Genomic DNA, 18,495 nt, shown 5'->3' with positions numbered 1-18,495 from the left:
CAATTTTAAATTCAAAAAAATGTTGGATCACTGCAAAGTTCTGATTCTGAAAATTTATATCACCTCCAGTATATATCCCTTTTGCAATGATCCAACAAAACTTATTTTTTATCTACAACAATCCTTTCCGGTCTGTTTGCAATTTCCCATGCGGTAGCGAAAACCAGCTGGGCTCTTTTTTCCAGCAATGGATAATCAATTTTCTCAGGATCATCAGTAGGCTTGTGATAATCTTCATGAATCCCGTCGAAGAAAAATGCTACCGGAATATTATTTTTAGCAAAATTATAATGATCTGAACGGTAATACAACCTTTCTGTATCTGCCGGATCATCATATTTATAATTCAGCTCAAGGTTATTGGTCTTTTTATTGGCTGCTTCATTGATTACTTTAAGCTCTGAACTCAGCATTTCCGAACCAATTACATAAACGTATTGTTTTCCTCTGTTCTCTGCATCGTCTCGGCCGATCATATCAATATTGAGGTCAACTACGGTATTGGCGAGTGGAAATACAGGATTGCTGGTATAGTAATCGGATCCAAACAGACCATGCTCCTCGCCTGTTACATGAAGAAACAGGATTGATCTTTTAGGGCCGTTTCCAGCCTTTTTAGCTTCCTGAAAAGCTTTTGCAATCTGCATAACGGCTACAGTTCCGCTTCCGTCATCATCGGCTCCGTTGTAAACGACTCCATTTCTAGTACCAACATGGTCGTAGTGTCCAGAAATTACTACAATTTCTTCAGGCTTTTCACTTCCTTCAATAAAAGCCAGGATATTTTCAGAGTCCGGAAGATTGCCGCCGCCCCTTTTCTTCATAAATTCGGAAGGAACCTTCTGGTAATAGGATCCTAAAGCCTTTGGAGGAGCAATTCCCAGGTTTTTATAAAAATTAATCATATACTCACCCGCTTTTTTCTGGCCGGGGCTTCCAGTATCTCTTCCACCCATTTCATCAGAAGCAATTACATATAAGTTTTTCTTTAGCTCATCAGCTTTAATGGTCTTATATGCAGACAGAAATGCTTTATCTCCTTTTGCAACGGTGGGAGATTGTGCCTTGGCTCCTTCAGGAGTTTTCGTTGTTCCGCAACTGACTGCCATAGCCAGGCTGATCAACGGGATAAGAATTTTTTTCATATGATAATAATTTGCTTAAAAATAACAAATTTTATTTAATCTTCAATGAATGTGTATTTTTCTTATATTTGATATAAATGCAATATAGATGGAAAAAATTTACGGATTTACACATTATTCCTTTTTCACGGAAATGTCTGAACTTGCAGCAAAACACAAGAGTTTTGATCTGTCACTGGGACTTCCCGATTTTGATATTGATGAACGGCTGAAATCCTTTCTAAGGGAAGCTATAGATTGCAACACCCATCATTATGAGCCACTTGCCGGAAGTCCGTTGCTTATCAACAATATCATTACCTATAATGCCTCCCGTAAAAACAGCCTCAAACTTAAGGAAAACGAGGTAACTGTTATCCCATGTGCAACTTTTGCTTTACATACCGCCCTTAAATCTATTTTAAATCAGGGAGATGAAGTTATTATTATTCAACCTTCATATTATACTTACGGTCCTTCCGTAGTACTCAACGGCGGCATTCCTGTATATTATGATCTTGACAATGATTTTACCTTAAACTGGGAAAGGCTTCAAAATTGTATTTCTGAAAAAACAAAAGCCATTATCGTTAATTCCCCACAAAATCCTTCGGGAACCATCTGGAAACAAAGCGACTGGGATCAGCTATACAACCTGATTAAGCACCAGGAAATTTACCTGGTATCAGAAGAAATTTATGATACCTACTGCTATGACGGACTTGAGCATTACAGTTCTTTTCTCCATCCTGAGCTGAAAAAAAGGACTTTCTGTATTTTTTCTTTTGGGAAAATGTTTCATACTTCCGGCTGGAAAGTCAGCTATCTACTGGCCTCAGAATTCCTTACCTCAAAATTCAGATGCCATCAGCAGTATATTTCCTACAGTGCGAATGCCCCTGCGCAATATGCTATTGCCAGATATCTGGAAGTATTCGATCCTTATGAAAATATGCATATCATGCAACGCAAAAGAGATATATTCAATGAAATGATTGCCTATACTCCGCTTCAGGCAGCAAAAAAATCTGAAGGAAGTGTTTTCCAGGTTGTCAATTTCAGAAATGTATCTAAAACCATGACTGATGTAGAGTTTTCCAAATGGCTTACCATAGAGAAAAAAACAGCCTGCCTGCCTCTTTCTGCATTCTACAATTCACGGCAGAATTCGGATTATATACGGTTCAGTTTTGCTAAGAAAGATGAGGTGATTATTCAGGCTTTGGAGCATCTTCAGAAAAATCTTTAGAGAAATATTACATCTCTGCAACTCGGTATTACAAGAATTATCATCTTTGTATGAAGTTCTGTGTAAATCTGTGAGATCTGCGGGATATAAAAGAAAAAATAAAATTTTATTTACCCACGGATTTCACAGATTTTTAGATATCAAAAAAGCACTGCTTGCGGCAGTGCTTTAAATATTTGCTTATTGATCTTAGAGGCTTAAAACCCTTACATCAATTCTTCTGTTTTTTGCTTTACATTCATCGGTATCATTAGCTTCACAAACCGGGTGTTGGGAACCGTAACCTTCCGCTTCTACCCTGTCTGAAGAAATTCCTAATTCAAGAAGCTTCAGTTTTGCTGTCTGTGCCCGGAGGTTTGACAGTTTCATATTGCTTTCTTCATTACCGGTATTATCTGTATATCCTCCAAGCTTTATTTTCAGATCCGGATAATCATTTAAAATTTCAGCAAGATTATTCAGCTGTACATCAGAGCCTGGCTTCAAATCACTGGAACCGGTTTCAAAATAAAGATTTTCTACCGTATACCAGTTATTAGGATCTATTACCGTCTGATCCTTTTGTTTTACAGCATTATACAGCTGGAAAAGCCTGCTTCCTTCTCCTAATGTAATTGTTTTTCCTCCTTTCAGTTTTACTTCCTGAATAGTTCCGGTTTCATAGACAAAGTCTCCGTTTTCATTAAGATGTCCCTTAATTTCTGCCGGAGCACCGGGAATTGCCTGAATATCTGTATGGGTTGTGGAAGAGTTTACATTGTAAGCTTTGGTCAAGCTTTCCAGTCTAGCTTTTCTGTTAGCTTCAATTTTATCCTTATGCAATACAGCCAGGGTTGGAGCAATCACCAGTGAAACAATGGACATCAGCTTGATGAGAATATTCATAGATGGTCCTGAAGTATCTTTAAACGGATCTCCTACCGTATCTCCCGTTACGGAAGCCTTATGGGGTTCTGAGCCTTTATAATAGGTCTGTCCATTGATATCAACGCCTTTTTCAAATGATTTTTTGGCATTATCCCATGCACCTCCGGCATTATTCTGGAACATCCCCATCAGAACACCACTTACAGTAGCTCCTGCCAGGAATCCTCCCAGAACTTCAGGCCCGAAGATAAACCCGATCAATAAAGGTGAAATAATGGCGATCGCTCCCGGAAGCATCATTTTTCTGATGGACGCATCCGTGGAAATAGCTACACATTTTTCGTACTCAGGCTGGGCTTTTCCTTCCAAAATCCCCGGAATTTCGCGAAACTGCCTTCTTACCTCTTCTACCATCGCCATGGCTGCCTGTCCTACTGCTGTAATGGCAAGTGAGGAAAATATGAAAGGAATCATTCCCCCTACAAATAATCCTGCCAGAACATCGGCTCTGTAAATATCAATCCCATCAATACCTGCAATTCCTACGAACGCCGCAAATAAAGCCAGCGCCGTTAATGCCGCAGAAGCAATGGCAAAACCCTTTCCTGTAGCTGCCGTGGTGTTTCCTACGGCATCCAGAATATCTGTTTTTTCACGTACTTCTTTTGGGAGTTCACTCATTTCAGCAATTCCTCCGGCATTGTCTGCAATCGGTCCGAAAGCATCAATAGCAAGCTGCATGGCAGTAGTAGCCATCATTCCGGCTGCTGCGATAGCAACTCCGTAAAGTCCGGCACACAAATAAGATCCGTAAATACCTCCTGCCAATACAATGATCGGAAGCAAGGTAGATTCCATCCCTACTGCTAGGCCTCCGATAATATTTGTTGCATGACCTGTAGAAGACTGTCTTACAATACTGGAGACTGGTCTTTTACCCATGGCCGTATAATATTCTGTAATAATACTCATTAAAGTTCCTACGACAAGTCCTACCATTATAGCTCCGAAGACCCCCATTTTAGTGAATTCATGTCCTCTGAGCATCATTTTTTCAGGAAGTATGTAATTGACCAGGAAGTAAGAGGATATAGCCGTGATGACGATACTCCCCCAGTTCCCTAAATTTAGGGCATTCTGAACACTGGAAGTAGATGAGCCTTCATTATCATTAATTCTTACAAACAAAGTCCCTATCATAGAGAAAATGATCCCTGTACCGGCAATAAGCATTGGAAGAAGGATCGGTGCAAAGCCTCCGAATGAATCATCAGACATTGTTTCCCTACCTAAAACCATTGTTGCAAGTACGGTTGCAACGTAAGAACCGAATAAATCGGCTCCCATTCCTGCCACATCCCCTACATTGTCTCCTACATTATCCGCAATAGTTGCGGGATTTCTTGGATCATCTTCAGGGATTCCCGCTTCTACCTTTCCTACAAGGTCAGCACCTACGTCAGCAGCCTTGGTATAAATACCGCCACCTACTCTTGCAAAAAGGGCAATGGATTCTGCACCCAGAGAAAACCCGGTAAGAATTTCGATTGTTTTTTCCATCTCATGAGAGTCTACTGTGGCATCGGGAGCGAAAATCTGTTTAATGATCAGAAAAAGAGAGCCCAGCCCCAGAACTGCCAATCCGGCAACTCCCATTCCCATAACGGAACCTCCGGCAAAGGAAACTTTAAGTGCTTTGGAAAGTGAAGTTTTTGCAGCTTCTGCCGTCCTTACGTTCGCTTTTGTAGCAATCTTCATTCCTATAAATCCTGCCAGAGCAGAAAATACAGCTCCTACTGCAAAAGCTATCCCGATACTCCAGTGAGAATTGGAGTTGGTGGATCCCATTACAGCAAGTAATATGGCTACTACCACTACGAAATAGGTTAAAATCTTGTACTCGGCCTTTAAAAAAGCCATGGCACCGTCAGCGATATGACCGCTGATTATTTTCATTTTTTCATTTCCGGCATTCTGCTTACTTACCCAATTACTCTGCAGGAAAGTATACACTAAGGCGACAACACCAAAAACCGGAATTAAATAGAACAAATCCATAGTTTATTATTTTTATATTAATAAATAGTAATTAGTTTTATAAATATAACAAAAATTCTATTGGTTTATTAAGCCTGGGTTAATAATATATTTTAGCATCAATTTTATATGCCTATTGAAACAAATAAAAAAGCAGATGAAAATTCATCTGCTTTTATTATAATTTTGGAATGCTGTTTTTAGCCTCCGAATTTTTCCGCATAGTCTTTTTGAGAAGCTTTGATCACTTTTTTAGCATGCTCAGCTCCGTATACTTCATGAATTCTGCATTTTGCAGGCTCATCAGGTAAATTCTTATACGTCAGGAAATAGTGCATCAGTCTTTTCACTTCTGCTTCAGGAAGTTCTGCAATATCTCTGAAGTGTCCGAATGCGTGGTCACCGATCATTACGGCAACGATTTTATCATCAGCTTCACCTCCATCAATCATTTTGAATCCACCGATTGGAATAGCTTCCATTAATAATCCTCCTGAATGAATATTGTGAGAGCTTAACACACAGATATCAAGCGGGTCATGATCACCTTCCGTTACGTCATCAGCTCCGGCTTCTATAGCCAGTTTCATTACTTCATTGTGGCAATATGTTCTTGGAACAAATCCGTATAGAGCGGGAATAATATTAGAAAATTTCTGAGGCCTGTCTACCTTTAAAAATCCTGTTTCTTTATCTACTTCATATTTAATAGTATCTGAAGGAACGATTTCCACGAATACGTTTACAACATTTGGCGCATCTTCTCCTGCAGAAACCCCGTGCCATGGATGTGCTTTAAAATTTGGAATCATTATTTATCTGTTATTTTTAAGTTATAATTAAAATTTCTCTTCTAAGGTCTTCTATGGTAGCAGCAATATAATCGTCTCCTTCCATGTAGTTCATGATGAAAATGGTTTTGAATTCTTCAAGATCTGCATTTCCTTTCAACCCGTCGTAGGTTTTGTGAAGCAAATCGATCAAAGCATTCTTGGAATCTACAATATTAGCCCATGAGGCTTTTGTGATATACAGCTGCTGGGAAGAATTATATTCAAATTCTTCATTGATGGTTTTTTCCGTAAGAAAGATGAATTCGTGTACGGCTAAACCATTATCAAATTTCTGGATGATGTTTGAGGGTTTTATTCTTTCTAAAAAAAGAGTCATTCTTTCATAGGAATGGGCTTTATTTTCTGAGTTTGATTTTACAGAAAGAAGCTTGATCTCCTGATTTTTAAGAGTGATGTACGAGTGTACAAATTGCCTCAGCAAAACCAAAAAAGGAATTGCGATAATCAATGCAAAGGCATACGGTAAATATCCTGAAAAACTAGCCATAATTTTAGACCGCAAAATTACTAATTATTTTCCGGCTTCTAAAGAGTTTTTAAATATATCAGTTTTAGAATTCTGAATATAGATGAGTGACAGGATTATCATAAGATAAAAACCAATCATCATCCTGTTAGCAAGGCTTGGAAAAACCAAATATCTTAAAAAGACGGAGACATAAACAGAAGCAAAGAATAAGCATTGTGCCAGGCTTTTTTTACTGCTCAAAGAAAATTGATTCGCCAGAATAATGACAATAAACAACAAGAGCAGCGGAAAATATGATCCGTTAAAGTCCAGCATGATGGTTTTCTTTATAAAATTCAAATAATCCGGTAAATAGAACGGATCCGGAGAGGATATCGGATAGATCTGAACTTTTGTAAACTGGTTCATAAATAAAGTGGACCATGAAATCTGATTAAAATACTGGATCAGAAAAAAAGATAAAAAGATGTAGGCATAAGACCAAAATACTTTAACGGTCTTAATCTGAAGGCTGTTTCTATATAAATAAACCAGAACATAAAGAAAGGTGTATAAAATGAAATATTCCGGTCTCGTTAAAACACAAAGCATCGCAAAAACCGTAGCTGCAAGATGTTTTTTACTTACGATAAAAGTATACAGGCTTAATAAGAGTAATAAACAGGACAAACTGTCTGCCGAAGCATGCCTGCTGGCTTCCAGAAGCGGCTTGAATAATGAAATTAAAATGGTTATGATGAATGCCAAAGGATAATTCTTTACGACCCTGATCAGGAAACAGAATATCAGAATCAGAATAAAAGAATAAGAGAGTATGGAGGTCAGAAATATAGAGGTTGTTACTTTTAAACCCAATTTAAAGAACATCAGGTTAACAAAGTTATAAAATGGTTTTACCGAAAACAGCTGCAGCTCTTCTTCATAAGCTTTTGGATTTTCCGACAAAACTTTATAGTAGGTGTTCTCCCCTTTTGCAATTTCCTCATCCTGCGGCGTAATTCCGAAAAGTTTTGGATTGGTACCTTTTAATTCAGCATATACTTTTTGATGAATATCCTCCATTTTCATATCCGGATATTCGGCTTTATAAACAAGCCCTACATAAGCTTCCAGATCTACGTTGTAATACTGGTGGGTATACAAATAGTAGGACATGAGGCATAGATAGAGGGAAAAAATAAAAACAAGAATATTTCTGCTTTTTTTCATTTGCGTGTTGGGTATTCGTAAGAATGCAAAAGTAAAAAAACTATTCTTTCAGCCGTAATTATTTAGCAATTCTTTGTAGAAAGCATGAAATTACAGCTCAAACAAGGCTGGTCTTTGCGTCACCTCATGATAGCATACGCTGTTTTCATCAAAAAAGTGATAAACCAGACTTTTTCTTGTTCTGTTTTTATCCGTATGCGGTTCGCCGCCATGAAGAATATTAGCATGCCATATGAGCATATCACCTTTTTTTGCTTTAAAGATTTCCTTTTTCAACCCAAGTTCACGAACTTTTGACTCCAAAAATTCTTCATATGCACGATAGCTTTTTTTACCGATTTTCAATGCATCGCCTTCATTATCGTAATCGGAATTAAGAAAATAAGGGAGCTTATGGCTTTTCGGAATATAATGCAAAGCACCGTTGGTCTCATCCACATCTTCCAAGGCGATCCATACTCCCAGAAGCCCGCCAAGCGGATAAGTGGTCATATGAATACTGTCTGAATGCGTTTTCTGCTGGCTGCCGTTAATGAAATTGATGCTCTGGAAAAGTTTGGCTTTACCGTCTAAAAGTACAGACAAAAAATCCAGTAAATTCTTATCGTTGCCAATGCTTTTAATCATTTCAGAATGATGGATGGCAAACATCAGCTTTCCGCCATAGATGAATTTCAGGGTTCCGTTTTCCATCAGCTTTTCAATTTCAGCATTAATTTTATCGGCATCATCTGCTGTGATAAAATTTCTCAAGATCATGTAACCGTTTTCATCATACTGAAGAGCACTTTCTTTATTCTCTTCGGTCAGTTCTTTGAAAAAGGCAGTATTGATGAGTTTATTCCTGTTTATTGTTCGTTCCGAAGCAGGAAGATGGGCAAAATCAGCACTTGAAATACTGGAAAAGTAGCTTTTATTGAGTCCGTATTTTTTATACAAAGGAATATTATGCTGTAATTTTTTCTTATTAAAAAAATTGTAAATAATATAGGGTAATTTATAATGACGGATCTGCTTTAGCATGGCTTGATTATTAGAATAAATACTTTATAAAGATACAGAATAATATTTAATTAAAATCATTCTAAATAGTGAATTCAACATGATATTAATCTTAAAAAAACTTTCCTCTCATTAAAAATCCTGTAAAATTTTTAATCAATGTTTTTTTGGAATTTTCTATGACTGCATAGTGTTTAAGTACGGGCCTGAAGCCTCTGAAAAACTCTTCAATGCTGGGAAGATTGCCTCCTTCAAAATCAAAAATGGAATGCTCTATATTCTCTTTTATGACGTGATTGATAAGCGTGGATGCTCCAGCCATTTTAATATATTTTTTATCATTAAAAGTTCCTAAAAGCGCAATTGTATCATAATCTGAGTAGATAGCTATCATATTGGTGATCTCATGATGATAATAAAAAGCTAAAAACTTTAAATGTTTTGATAAATGGAAAGTTTCCAGAGTTTTAAGCAAAGTAGCCGTATCATTTTCTTTATCCAGCCCTATCACATTGTTCTTAATAAAAATCTCTGCTTCCTGATAACTCAATTCTTTAAGCTCTGAATTTTCTATGACTTCCTCATCCAGTCTGAGTTTCCTTTTTCTCTTGGGTGAGTATTTGGCAAAAACCTTGGCATACTCATCAGGATATAGAAGAAAATTCTTTTTGGTTTTTAATTTTGAATCAAAACTGTTGGTCTCATTGAAATGGTAAGCCCTTATCAGATAGTTCTTCTGAAGAAAATGTAAAAACTTTTCATTGATCTTTTTATCATCTTTATCAGAAAAAACACCTAGCTGCTGGCATATCAATGGATTATGCACAATTTTTATTCCTTTCTTGAGAATAAAAGGAACAGGCATTACAGCTTCATAATGATTAAGAACTAAAACCTCCCACTGTTTATTAGTGGTTACATCCAGGAAGTTTTTTGACGCTGAATATTTCCTCTGTTCTGATTTTTCAAGGCAGTCTGTATATTTTTTAAAATCAATCTCGTCGTATTTCAGTCTTCTAATCATAATAATCCTTCATCTGAGAAACTAAGGTATGCATCGTGTGTAACGATGATGTGGTCTAAAAGCTGTATGCTCAATGTTTTCCCTGCTTCGTCTATTTTCTTTGTAATGCTGATATCTTCTTTACTAGGCTTCAAGCTTCCAGACGGATGATTATGGGCGATGATAATTCCTGTTGAAAAATGATCCAAAGCAGTTTTAAATAAAACTCTTACATCTACAACGGACTGGCTTATTCCGCCTTGCGTTAACTGTGAAATATGAATAATCTTATTGCTCTGGTTAAGATATATGGCCCAAAACTCTTCAGTCCTTAAATCTGACAATTTATTTTTAAGAATAGAATAGGCGTCGTTACTATTTGAAATCACCGCTTTTTCAGGTATTTCCTGGATTATTCTCCTTTTACCTATTTCTAATGCTGCAATAATAGAAACTGCTTTTACTTCCCCCACTCCTTTGAACTTCATCAATTCTTTGTTGGAAAGAAGGCTTAACTGATGCCAGTTGTTATTGACTGAAGCTAAAATCTTTCTGGCTAATTCCAGTGCACTTTCATCCCTGCTGCCACTTCCCATAATGATGGCCAGAAGTTCAGAATCAGAAAGCGAACTCTTTCCTTTCAGTAAGAATTTTTCTCTGGGTCTGTCGTCTTGGGCAAGGAATTTTATGGTCATTTGTGTGCTATAAAGTTAAAAATAGGATTCTAAGTTAATAAAACCCAAGGTATTTTATTCAATAATCATCCCGTCTTTCATCACCAGTTTCCGGTCTGTAATCTCGGCAAGGTTCGGGTTGTGGGTTACAATCACAAAAGTCTGATTATACTTATCTCTAAGGTCAAAAAATAATCTGTGAAGATCATCTGCATTTTTTGAGTCTAAGTTTCCCGTAGGCTCATCCGCAAAAATAATTTTAGGAGAATTAATCAAGGCTCTTGCTACGGCTACCCTTTGTGCTTCTCCCCCGGATAACTGATTGGGCTTATGATTCAATCTCTGTTCTATTTTAAGGTCTTCAAATAAAGCATATGCCTTTTCCAAAGCTTCTTTTTCATTCGCCCCTCCAATTTTTGTTGGAAGAAGCACATTTTCTAAAGCTGTAAATTCAGGAAGAAGCTGGTGGAACTGAAAAACAAAACCGATATTCTGGTTTCTGAATTTAGAAAGCTGCTTATCATTCATATTGATGAAAGACTCTCCTGCAATGCTGATTTCCGTATTGTACTTATTAGAGTTACTTGGATGATCCAGCGTTCCTAAAATCTGAAGCAATGTAGATTTTCCAGCTCCGGATTCACCTACAATAGAAACCACCTCACCTGTTTTAATGTGGATATCAACACCTTTCAGTACTTCTAAATTTCCATAAGATTTATGGATATTACTTGCTTTAATCATGATTCAAAAATAGCAATTACCAAAGTAAAAACATAATTAATTAAAACAAAAAATAATAATTTAATTTTTTTTATACTTTACAGAACAAATACTTTAATTAATTATACTTTCAAGGCGGTATTGTATAAATTTATTGATTAGTTTAAACCAAAAAACCTCTCGAAATGAGAGGTTTTAATATTGTATAATACAGAATGTTACAGTAACAAAGTTAAAGGACTTTCCAGATATGTTTTTAAAGTTTGTAAGAACTGAGCTCCCGTAGCACCGTCTACCACTCTGTGGTCACATGCCAGTGAAAGCTTCATAATATTTCCTACTACAATCTGACCGTCTTTTACAATCGGCTTCTCAATGATTGCTCCTACAGATAGGATGGCAGAGTTCGGCTGGTTGATGATACTTGTAAAGGTTTCGATTCCGAACATTCCAAGGTTGGAAATAGAGAATGTAGAACCTTCCATTTCATTTGCTTTCAAGCCTTTGCTCTTAGCTCTTGAAGCCATATCTTTCACAGCGGCAGAAATCTGCGTGTAGTTCATCTGGTCTGTATTCTTCAGTACAGGAACCACTAATCCGTCAGGAATAGCTACTGCCACACCCACGTTGATATTTCCTCTGTGGATGATCTTATCTCCTGCCCAGCTTGAATTTACCTGTGGATGCTTTCTTAAAGCTACAGCCGTCGCCTTGATGATCATATCATTGAAAGAAATTTTGGTATCCGGTAAGGAATTGATTTCTTTTCTGGCTTCAATGGCTTTATCCATATTAATCTCTACCATCAGGTAATAGTGAGGAGCAGAGAACTTACTTTCAGAAAGACGTTTTGCAATAATATTTCTTACCTGAGAGTTTGGAGTTTCCGTATCTTCACCCTGAACAAAGCTCAATGCAACCTGTGCCGCTGCCGGAGCAGAAGCTGCTGGCTGAGCTGCCTGAGCCTGAGAAGGCTGATAATTTTCAATATCTTTTTTAACGATTCTTCCGTTTTCGCCTGAACCATGAACGCTGTTGATATCAACACCTTTATCCTGGGCCATTTTCTTGGCTAACGGAGAAATGGCTACTCTGTCAGAAGATGAAGTACTTGCTGCCGGAGCCGCTTTCTCTTCTGCTTGAGCTTCGGTTTTCTGTTCAGCAGGTTTTTCAGAAGCTGGAGAAGCTGCTTTTGGAGCACCTACCGCAGAAACATCAGTTCCTTCCGGACCTATAATTGCCAATACTGAATCTACCGGAGCAGCACCGCCTTCTTCTACACCCTGCTTCAATAATACTCCGTTGAATTCAGATTCAAAATCCTGAACCGCTTTATCAGTTTCGATCTCAGCAAGAAGATCTCCTTCTTTTACAGTATCGCCAACGTTTTTATGCCATTTCGCCACTTTACCTTCTGTCATTGTATCAGAAAGTCTTGGCATTGTAATAATTTCTACACCTGCAGGAACTTCTGCAGTAGTCTGCTCTACACTTGTAGCATTATTTTCTGTTTTTGATTCTTCTTCAGACTTTTTCTCTTCAGATCCGCCTGCAGCAGGAGCAGCAGCTCCACCTGTTAACCCTGAAATGTCTTCTCCTTCATTACCGATAATCGCTAAAACAGAATCTACAGCAGCAGCAGCGCCTTCTTCTACACCAATATATAAAAGAGTTCCTTCTATTTCAGATTCGAAATCCTGAACAGCTTTATCTGTCTCAATTTCAGCTAAAATATCTCCTTCTTTTACTTTATCGCCTACTTTTTTATGCCATTTTGCCACTTTACCTTCCGTCATAGTATCCGAAAGGCGGGGCATCGTAATTACTTCTGCCATAATTTTTTTTAATTTGAAAATTTGGTAATTTGCTAATTTGAAAATTAAAAAAGATGTGATAATAAATCATTTTCAAATTTTCAAACTTTCAAATTGATTCATTATCTTTTAGTTTTCTAATTTATCTAAGAACGGATAATTTTCCTGAGCATAAACATATTCGTAGATTTTCTCCGGATCCGGATACGGTGAATTTTCCATGAACTCAACGCATTCTTCTACAAACTCTCTTGACTTATTGTCGATTGCTTCCAACTCAGCTTCTGTAGCCCAACCGTTTTCCAGGATTCTGTGTTTTACCAGCTCCATAGGATCATCATTTTTATGAATCGCTACTTCTTCTTTGCTTCTGTAAGGCTCTGCATCAGACATAGAGTGTCCTCTGTAACGGTACGTTCTTGCTTCAATGAAGGTAGGCCCGTCTCCTCTTCTTGCTCTTTCTATTGCTTCGTAAGCTGCTTCAGCTACTTTTTCAGGATCCATTGCATCTACAGCCAGGCAAGGCATTTCATATCCTAAACCTAATTTATAGATATCTTCGTGGTTAGCTGTTCTTTTTACAGAAGTTCCCATTGCATACTGGTTGTTTTCCACCACAAATACTACAGGAAGTTTCCAGTTCATCGCCATATTGAATGTTTCATGAAGCGATCCCTGTCTTGCTGCTCCGTCCCCGAAGAAACAGATGTTTACAGCTTTTCTGTCAAAATATTTATCTGCAAAAGCAATTCCGGCTCCTAAAGGAATCTGTCCCCCTACAATACCGTGTCCTCCGTAAAAACGGTGCTCTTTGCTGAAAATGTGCATAGATCCGCCCATCCCTCCGGACGTTCCGGTAGCTTTACCGCAAAGTTCAGCCATGATTCTTTTAGGATCTACCCCCATCGCCATTGGATGGATGTGGCATCTGTAAGCAGTAATCATACTGTCCTTCGTTAAATCCATTGCATGCGTGAAGCCGGCAGGAATAGCCTCCTGACCGTTATACAAATGTAAAAAACCTCTGATCTTTTGTTTTAGATAAAGAGAACGGCATTTGTCTTCAAACCTTCTCCACATAGTCATATCTTCATACCACTTCAGGTATACCTCTTTAGAAAATTCTTTCATGTGCTAGCTCTTGCTTTTTTATGATGAATATTTGAGCAAAATTATAAAAAAAACTTTGTTTTTATCGTATACATACTAATTGTTTTTTTGCTTATAGTGTTATATTTGAATTTTAAACTTAAACATGGAAGAAAAACAGCCTTTACTGGTGCATAAAATTTCAAGAATCATTTCAGATTTTTTCAATCCTCTTATTTCTTTATTAATTTTTTTCATCTATATGAGTGTAAGGGAATATTCACTGAAAGATTCTCTTCTTTATTTTATGCCTTTATTATTAATGATCATCCTTCCGGTTGTGATATGGTTGGTATGGAATGTAAAAACAGGTAGATATACGAATATGGATGTCTCTGACAGGGTTCAGAGGAAAAGTCTTTATATTTTTATTGCCGCCTGTGTGGTTATATATCTTGTTTTTAACTATTTCCGAAACGGATACATTGATCTCGTTATGCTGTTTATACTGATTCTTGTTTTCACCATGCAGATCAGCAATTTCTTTATTAAAAGCTCGATGCATACAGCCTTTAATGTATTTGTTGCAGCACTCTTTTTCTCTCTAGACTGGAAGGCGGGGCTGGTATGGCTTGGGATCGCCGCTTTGGTGGGAATCACAAGAATTATTCTAAAAAGACATACCGTAAAGGAAGTATTTATGGGTGCCGGAATAGCATTTGTGGTATCTTTTATTTATCTTTATTGCAATATACAATTTCAACATTAAGAATTCTATGAAAATCAATCATCTTACCGCTGCTGAGGAAAATTTTATGAAGCTGTTCTGGAAGCTTGAATCTTTTTATCTTAAAGACATCATGGAGCAGCATCCCGAACCGAAGCCGCACCAGAATACCGTTTCCACTTATCTGAAAATCCTGGTGGAAAAAGGTTATATCACGACTCAAAAAGAAGGAAGAATCTTTAAGTACACGGTGGTGGTTCCTTCTGAAGAATACAGAAAATTTCTACTGAAAGAACTTTCACACAACTTTTTTAATGATTCGGGGAAGGAAATGCTTGAGCTTTTGTTTAATGAAAAACTGATATCCCAGGATGATCTGAAAAATTATTTCGACCTTAAAATTGAAATCGTACCGGCAAAGATTGAGGAACCGAAATTTGAGTATGCGGATGAGATTTTAAATCCTAAAAAGACTAAAAAGGCCAAAGGAAAAGATAAAGATAAGGACAAAAAGAAGAAAAAGAAAAAAGATTAAACACAAATACGCAGATCATGAAAACGAAATTCCGGGAAATAGTTGGAAAGGCACAGGATGTACTGTTGCGCTATCCAATGGTTTTATTAATGAGTCTGCTCGCCTCTATCGGAGCAATATGCATGTTGGAGAAAGAATATGATAAGGAAGCTTTCTTTACCTATTCAAAATTTATGATTTGCTGCGGCCTTGGAATTTCTTTGATGTTTGCTTTGAAAATTCTGTCCCAAAGAATTGGGAAAAGATTACTACTGGAAGTACTTGGAACTGCTTTACTGGTGGGATTCTATTTCATTTTACCCGAAAATAGGAAGGATTTCAATGAAGTTCAGGGTTTTATTATAGCGATTGCCTTTCTGCTATTTCATTTACTGGTTTCTTTTATTGCATTTTTAGAAAAAAATAAAGAACTTAGTTTCTGGCAGTATAACAAAAACCTTTTCGTTAATATTTTCCTGACGGCCGTTTTTACAGGTGTTCTTACAGGAGGTGTGGAACTGGCAATTCTGGCAATTGATAAGCTGTTTGATTTTAATTTCCACGACAAACTTTACCTTGATACTTTCTATGTATTAGCCATATTCGGGAGTTCTTTTATTTTTCTGCTCTTTAATGAAACCGGCCTGAGTTATCTTGAAAAAGATGGAACTTATCCTGTAGTGCTTAAATTCTTTACCCAGTTCGTCCTGATTCCCCTGCTTTTCATTTATCTGATCATCCTTTACTTTTATTCATTTAAAATCATCATCAACTGGGAACTTCCGAGAGGATGGGTTTCTTATCTGATCCTGGCTTACAGCGTTGTGGGCATCCTTGCTTTACTGTTAGTTTATCCGCTTAAGGAAGAGAAAGCAAAATCCTGGGTCAAAATATTTTCCAAGCTTTTTTATTACACTATAATCCCTTTACTGGTTCTATTATTTACAGCCATATTTACAAGAATTCTGGAATACGGTTATACAGAGCCCAGATACTTTGTATTGTTGCTGGCACTATGGTTACTGAGTGTGGTTGTTTATTTCGTATTCAGCAGAAAAGCGAGTATAAAATTCATTCCTGTGAGCTTATTCATATTTGGTATATTTTCACTAATCTTTCCTTACTTCAATGCCTTCAGTGTTGCCAAAAGAAGCCAGAAAAATCAATTGATAACACTTCTTGAAGAAAATAAACTTTTGGTGAACAGCAAAATAGATTTTCAAAAGAAAGTTTCTGATACGCTTGTAGATGAACTAGCCAATAAATTCTATTTTCTGGCAGAAAGAAAACAAAAAGACTTCCTGCTGAATCTGGTTTCCGGACAAACGCGCAGTCTTCTGGCAGACGACTTTGAACAACCTTATTCCTGGGCTGTCGGCACTACTATTAAAGAGGCATTTTCCCATGTCAGCAAAACCCAGGAAAACTCCGTATATGAAAATCTTATCCTGGAATCTGAAACGAAAATAGCTTATATCCAGGGATATCAGTATTTAATTAATTTTAACAACGACATGCGGGAATCAAAAGAAGTGAATGGAGATACCTTCCTGATAGATTCCCAACAGAAAACAAATGATTTAAAAACAATAAAAGTCACTCTCAATTCAAAAGAAACCATAGATTTCGGACCTGCAATAAATAAGCTGTTTGAAAGTGTTTCCACCAAAGCAGGAACCGCAAAGATGAAAGAGATTGCCATGGAAGGTAACCTTGGAAAATATCACATCAAAATAATTTTCCCAAGTATTTTAAAAGAAGAGAATCCTTACAATAAAAGAAAGGATATATCTTATGACAATGCTTTGTTACTGATCAGGGAAAAGTAGATTTAATAAGCATTTAAGTCAAACTCTCTATCGTTCCTGGCAGAAAATAAATAATTATCCCTCCCCGAATACATCAGGAAGGGATAATTGTACATAAAAAAAGCGGCTTGAAAGCCGCCTTATATTTTTACCAACGGTTTCCGCCGCCGTTACCTCCACGGTTGTTTCCACCACCGTATCCACCACCGTTACCACGGTTGTTTCCGTAACCACCGCCTCTGTTGTTGTCGAAGCTTCTTCTTGGTTTTTCTTCTCTTGGCTTAGCCTCAGATACGTTTAATGTTTTTCCGTTAAATTCTTTCTGGTTAAGAGCTTCAACAGCTTGTTTTCCTTCTTCATCGCCCATTTCTACAAAACCGAAACCTCTTGAACGGCCAGTTTCTCTGTCTGTAACAATTTTAGCTGATGATACATCACCAAATTCTGCGAATAGATCGTGCAACTCATACTCTTTAGTTGCGTAATTGATGTTTGAAACAAAAATGTTCATTTTAAATAAAAATTATAAATTAATAAAAATTTGGTATATAAGAGAAAAACAACATAAATTAATGAACAAATATTGATTCCAAATATAAACGAATGCAAGATACAATTAAAAATTATAAATCAAAGTTTTTTTTAAGCCATTTATCACGCTGCCATGAATTCAAAGTTAAAATTTATCTTTAATAAATAATTAATTATCGAAAAACAATAATTAAACTAATTTTCATAGAAAGTTAAAGTTAGTTAACATAATAAAATCATCTTGCAGAATATTAGAAAATAAGGTTCTTAACGCTTAATATCTGGAATATTTAACATCAAAACAGGATAAAATATATGAAACACACTACCAATTATATCAATACCTTCATTGAAGTCGCCGATGACTGCCCTGTCTCCAGTGCTGAAACTCCGCCTGAAAAGAAAATAAAGACTTTGGCGGAACTTCAATATAATCAGATCATTAAAAACCCTTACCGGTATACTTCCGATGATATTATTTTCGAATGCTATGCCCTGAAAAATGACATTTCAGAAAATGAGAAAGAACAGGCAAAGATGCATTTTTTCTCTAAAGGACAGCCCTGCCTCAGATCTTCCCCACTGGCCAAACGATATGGATTTGGGATTCATAACAACCAGGATGGCAAAGTGGCTATTTTCCCTGTTGAAAGCAAAGAATATCAACATTTCTTAAAGGATAATCGCATAAAAAAAGTAAAAGCAATGCGCTCCAAAAGAATATGATTGAGAAAATGAATCATTTTCTTCAGATCAGTAAATGCTGTTTTCTTGATAAACCCGGTTTTTAACCTTAAATTT

General features: G+C 36.9%; 17 protein-coding genes. 5 read left to right on the top strand and 12 right to left on the bottom strand.

Features of this window, described 5'->3' with window-relative positions; genetic code table 11:
- Positions 1–101 precede the first annotated feature (101 nt).
- Positions 102–1,145 (bottom strand): M28 family metallopeptidase, encoded by a 1,044-nt coding sequence (locus ACM40_RS16945; RefSeq protein WP_048503977.1) that lies wholly within the window; start codon positions 1,143–1,145, stop codon positions 102–104.
- 88 nt (positions 1,146–1,233) lie between these two features.
- Between ACM40_RS16945 and ACM40_RS16940 the strand changes: the two genes are divergently transcribed.
- Positions 1,234–2,373 carry an aminotransferase class I/II-fold pyridoxal phosphate-dependent enzyme gene (locus ACM40_RS16940; RefSeq protein ID WP_048503976.1) on the top strand — a complete coding sequence of 380 codons (1,140 nt, stop codon included), beginning with the start codon at positions 1,234–1,236 and terminating at the stop codon, positions 2,371–2,373.
- A gap of 189 nt (positions 2,374–2,562) precedes the next feature.
- Here ACM40_RS16940 and ACM40_RS16935 read toward each other — a convergent pair whose 3' ends face one another.
- From ACM40_RS16935 to pdhA, 10 genes are all read right to left on the bottom strand, one after another.
- On the bottom strand, positions 2,563–5,298 hold the full coding sequence (locus tag ACM40_RS16935) for a sodium-translocating pyrophosphatase (RefSeq protein WP_048503975.1): 2,736 nt from the start codon (positions 5,296–5,298) through the stop codon (positions 2,563–2,565).
- Between the two features lie 179 nt (positions 5,299–5,477).
- Complete coding sequence (locus ACM40_RS16930; RefSeq protein ID WP_048503974.1) at positions 5,478–6,089, bottom strand: inorganic pyrophosphatase; 612 nt, start codon at positions 6,087–6,089, stop codon at positions 5,478–5,480.
- A gap of 16 nt (positions 6,090–6,105) precedes the next feature.
- A complete protein-coding gene (locus ACM40_RS16925; protein WP_048503973.1) occupies positions 6,106–6,618 on the bottom strand; it encodes a hypothetical protein in 513 nt (170 codons plus the stop codon).
- 24 nt (positions 6,619–6,642) lie between these two features.
- Entirely contained in the window at positions 6,643–7,755 is a 1,113-nt protein-coding gene (locus tag ACM40_RS16920; protein ID WP_131705384.1) for a hypothetical protein, read from the bottom strand.
- A 144-nt stretch (positions 7,756–7,899) separates the two neighbouring features.
- Positions 7,900–8,832: a phytanoyl-CoA dioxygenase family protein gene (locus tag ACM40_RS16915; RefSeq protein WP_048503971.1), complete on the bottom strand. Its 933-nt coding sequence runs from the start codon at positions 8,830–8,832 to the stop codon at positions 7,900–7,902.
- Positions 8,833–8,923: 91 nt separating this feature from the next.
- Positions 8,924–9,835, bottom strand: a complete 912-nt coding sequence (locus ACM40_RS16910) for a hypothetical protein (protein ID WP_048503970.1) — start codon at positions 9,833–9,835, stop codon at positions 8,924–8,926.
- Complete coding sequence (gene radC / locus ACM40_RS16905) at positions 9,832–10,509, bottom strand: RadC family protein (RefSeq protein ID WP_048503969.1); 678 nt, start codon at positions 10,507–10,509, stop codon at positions 9,832–9,834. Before radC ends, ACM40_RS16910 begins: the two co-directional genes overlap by 4 nt.
- A 54-nt stretch (positions 10,510–10,563) precedes the next feature.
- The gene (locus ACM40_RS16900; RefSeq protein WP_040999146.1) at positions 10,564–11,232 is read right to left on the bottom strand and encodes an ABC transporter ATP-binding protein; all 669 of its coding nucleotides are present in this window, start codon (positions 11,230–11,232) and stop codon (positions 10,564–10,566) included.
- Positions 11,233–11,429: 197 nt separating this feature from the next.
- Positions 11,430–13,046, bottom strand: a complete 1,617-nt coding sequence (locus tag ACM40_RS16895; RefSeq protein WP_048503968.1) for a pyruvate dehydrogenase complex dihydrolipoamide acetyltransferase — start codon at positions 13,044–13,046, stop codon at positions 11,430–11,432.
- Positions 13,047–13,154: 108 nt separating this feature from the next.
- Entirely contained in the window at positions 13,155–14,156 is a 1,002-nt protein-coding gene (pdhA, locus tag ACM40_RS16890; protein ID WP_040999142.1) for a pyruvate dehydrogenase (acetyl-transferring) E1 component subunit alpha, read from the bottom strand.
- A 124-nt stretch (positions 14,157–14,280) separates the two neighbouring features.
- Between pdhA and ACM40_RS16885 the strand changes: the two genes are divergently transcribed.
- From ACM40_RS16885 to ACM40_RS16875, 3 genes are read left to right on the top strand one after another with little or no spacing between them, the layout of a single operon-like run.
- Entirely contained in the window at positions 14,281–14,883 is a 603-nt protein-coding gene (locus tag ACM40_RS16885) for a phosphatase PAP2 family protein (RefSeq protein ID WP_048503967.1), read from the top strand.
- Positions 14,884–14,890: 7 nt separating this feature from the next.
- The gene (locus tag ACM40_RS16880) at positions 14,891–15,376 is read left to right on the top strand and encodes a BlaI/MecI/CopY family transcriptional regulator (protein ID WP_048503966.1); all 486 of its coding nucleotides are present in this window, start codon (positions 14,891–14,893) and stop codon (positions 15,374–15,376) included.
- A 17-nt stretch (positions 15,377–15,393) separates the two neighbouring features.
- Positions 15,394–17,184, top strand: coding sequence for a DUF4153 domain-containing protein (locus tag ACM40_RS16875; RefSeq protein WP_048503965.1), 1,791 nt, complete (start codon positions 15,394–15,396; stop codon positions 17,182–17,184).
- A gap of 127 nt (positions 17,185–17,311) precedes the next feature.
- Here the strand turns inward: ACM40_RS16875 and ACM40_RS16870 are convergent, their stop codons facing one another.
- A complete protein-coding gene (locus ACM40_RS16870) occupies positions 17,312–17,674 on the bottom strand; it encodes an RNA recognition motif domain-containing protein (RefSeq protein WP_048503964.1) in 363 nt (120 codons plus the stop codon).
- A 335-nt stretch (positions 17,675–18,009) separates the two neighbouring features.
- Between ACM40_RS16870 and ACM40_RS16865 the strand changes: the two genes are divergently transcribed.
- Positions 18,010–18,420: a DUF6157 family protein gene (locus ACM40_RS16865; protein WP_048503963.1), complete on the top strand. Its 411-nt coding sequence runs from the start codon at positions 18,010–18,012 to the stop codon at positions 18,418–18,420.
- The last annotated feature ends 75 nt before the right edge of the window (positions 18,421–18,495 follow it).

The sequence above is a fragment of the Chryseobacterium sp. BLS98 genome (assembly GCF_001045445.1).
Classification (GTDB): Bacteria; Bacteroidota; Bacteroidia; order Flavobacteriales; family Weeksellaceae; genus Chryseobacterium.
This window is presented reverse-complemented; position numbering and strand designations above follow the sequence as displayed.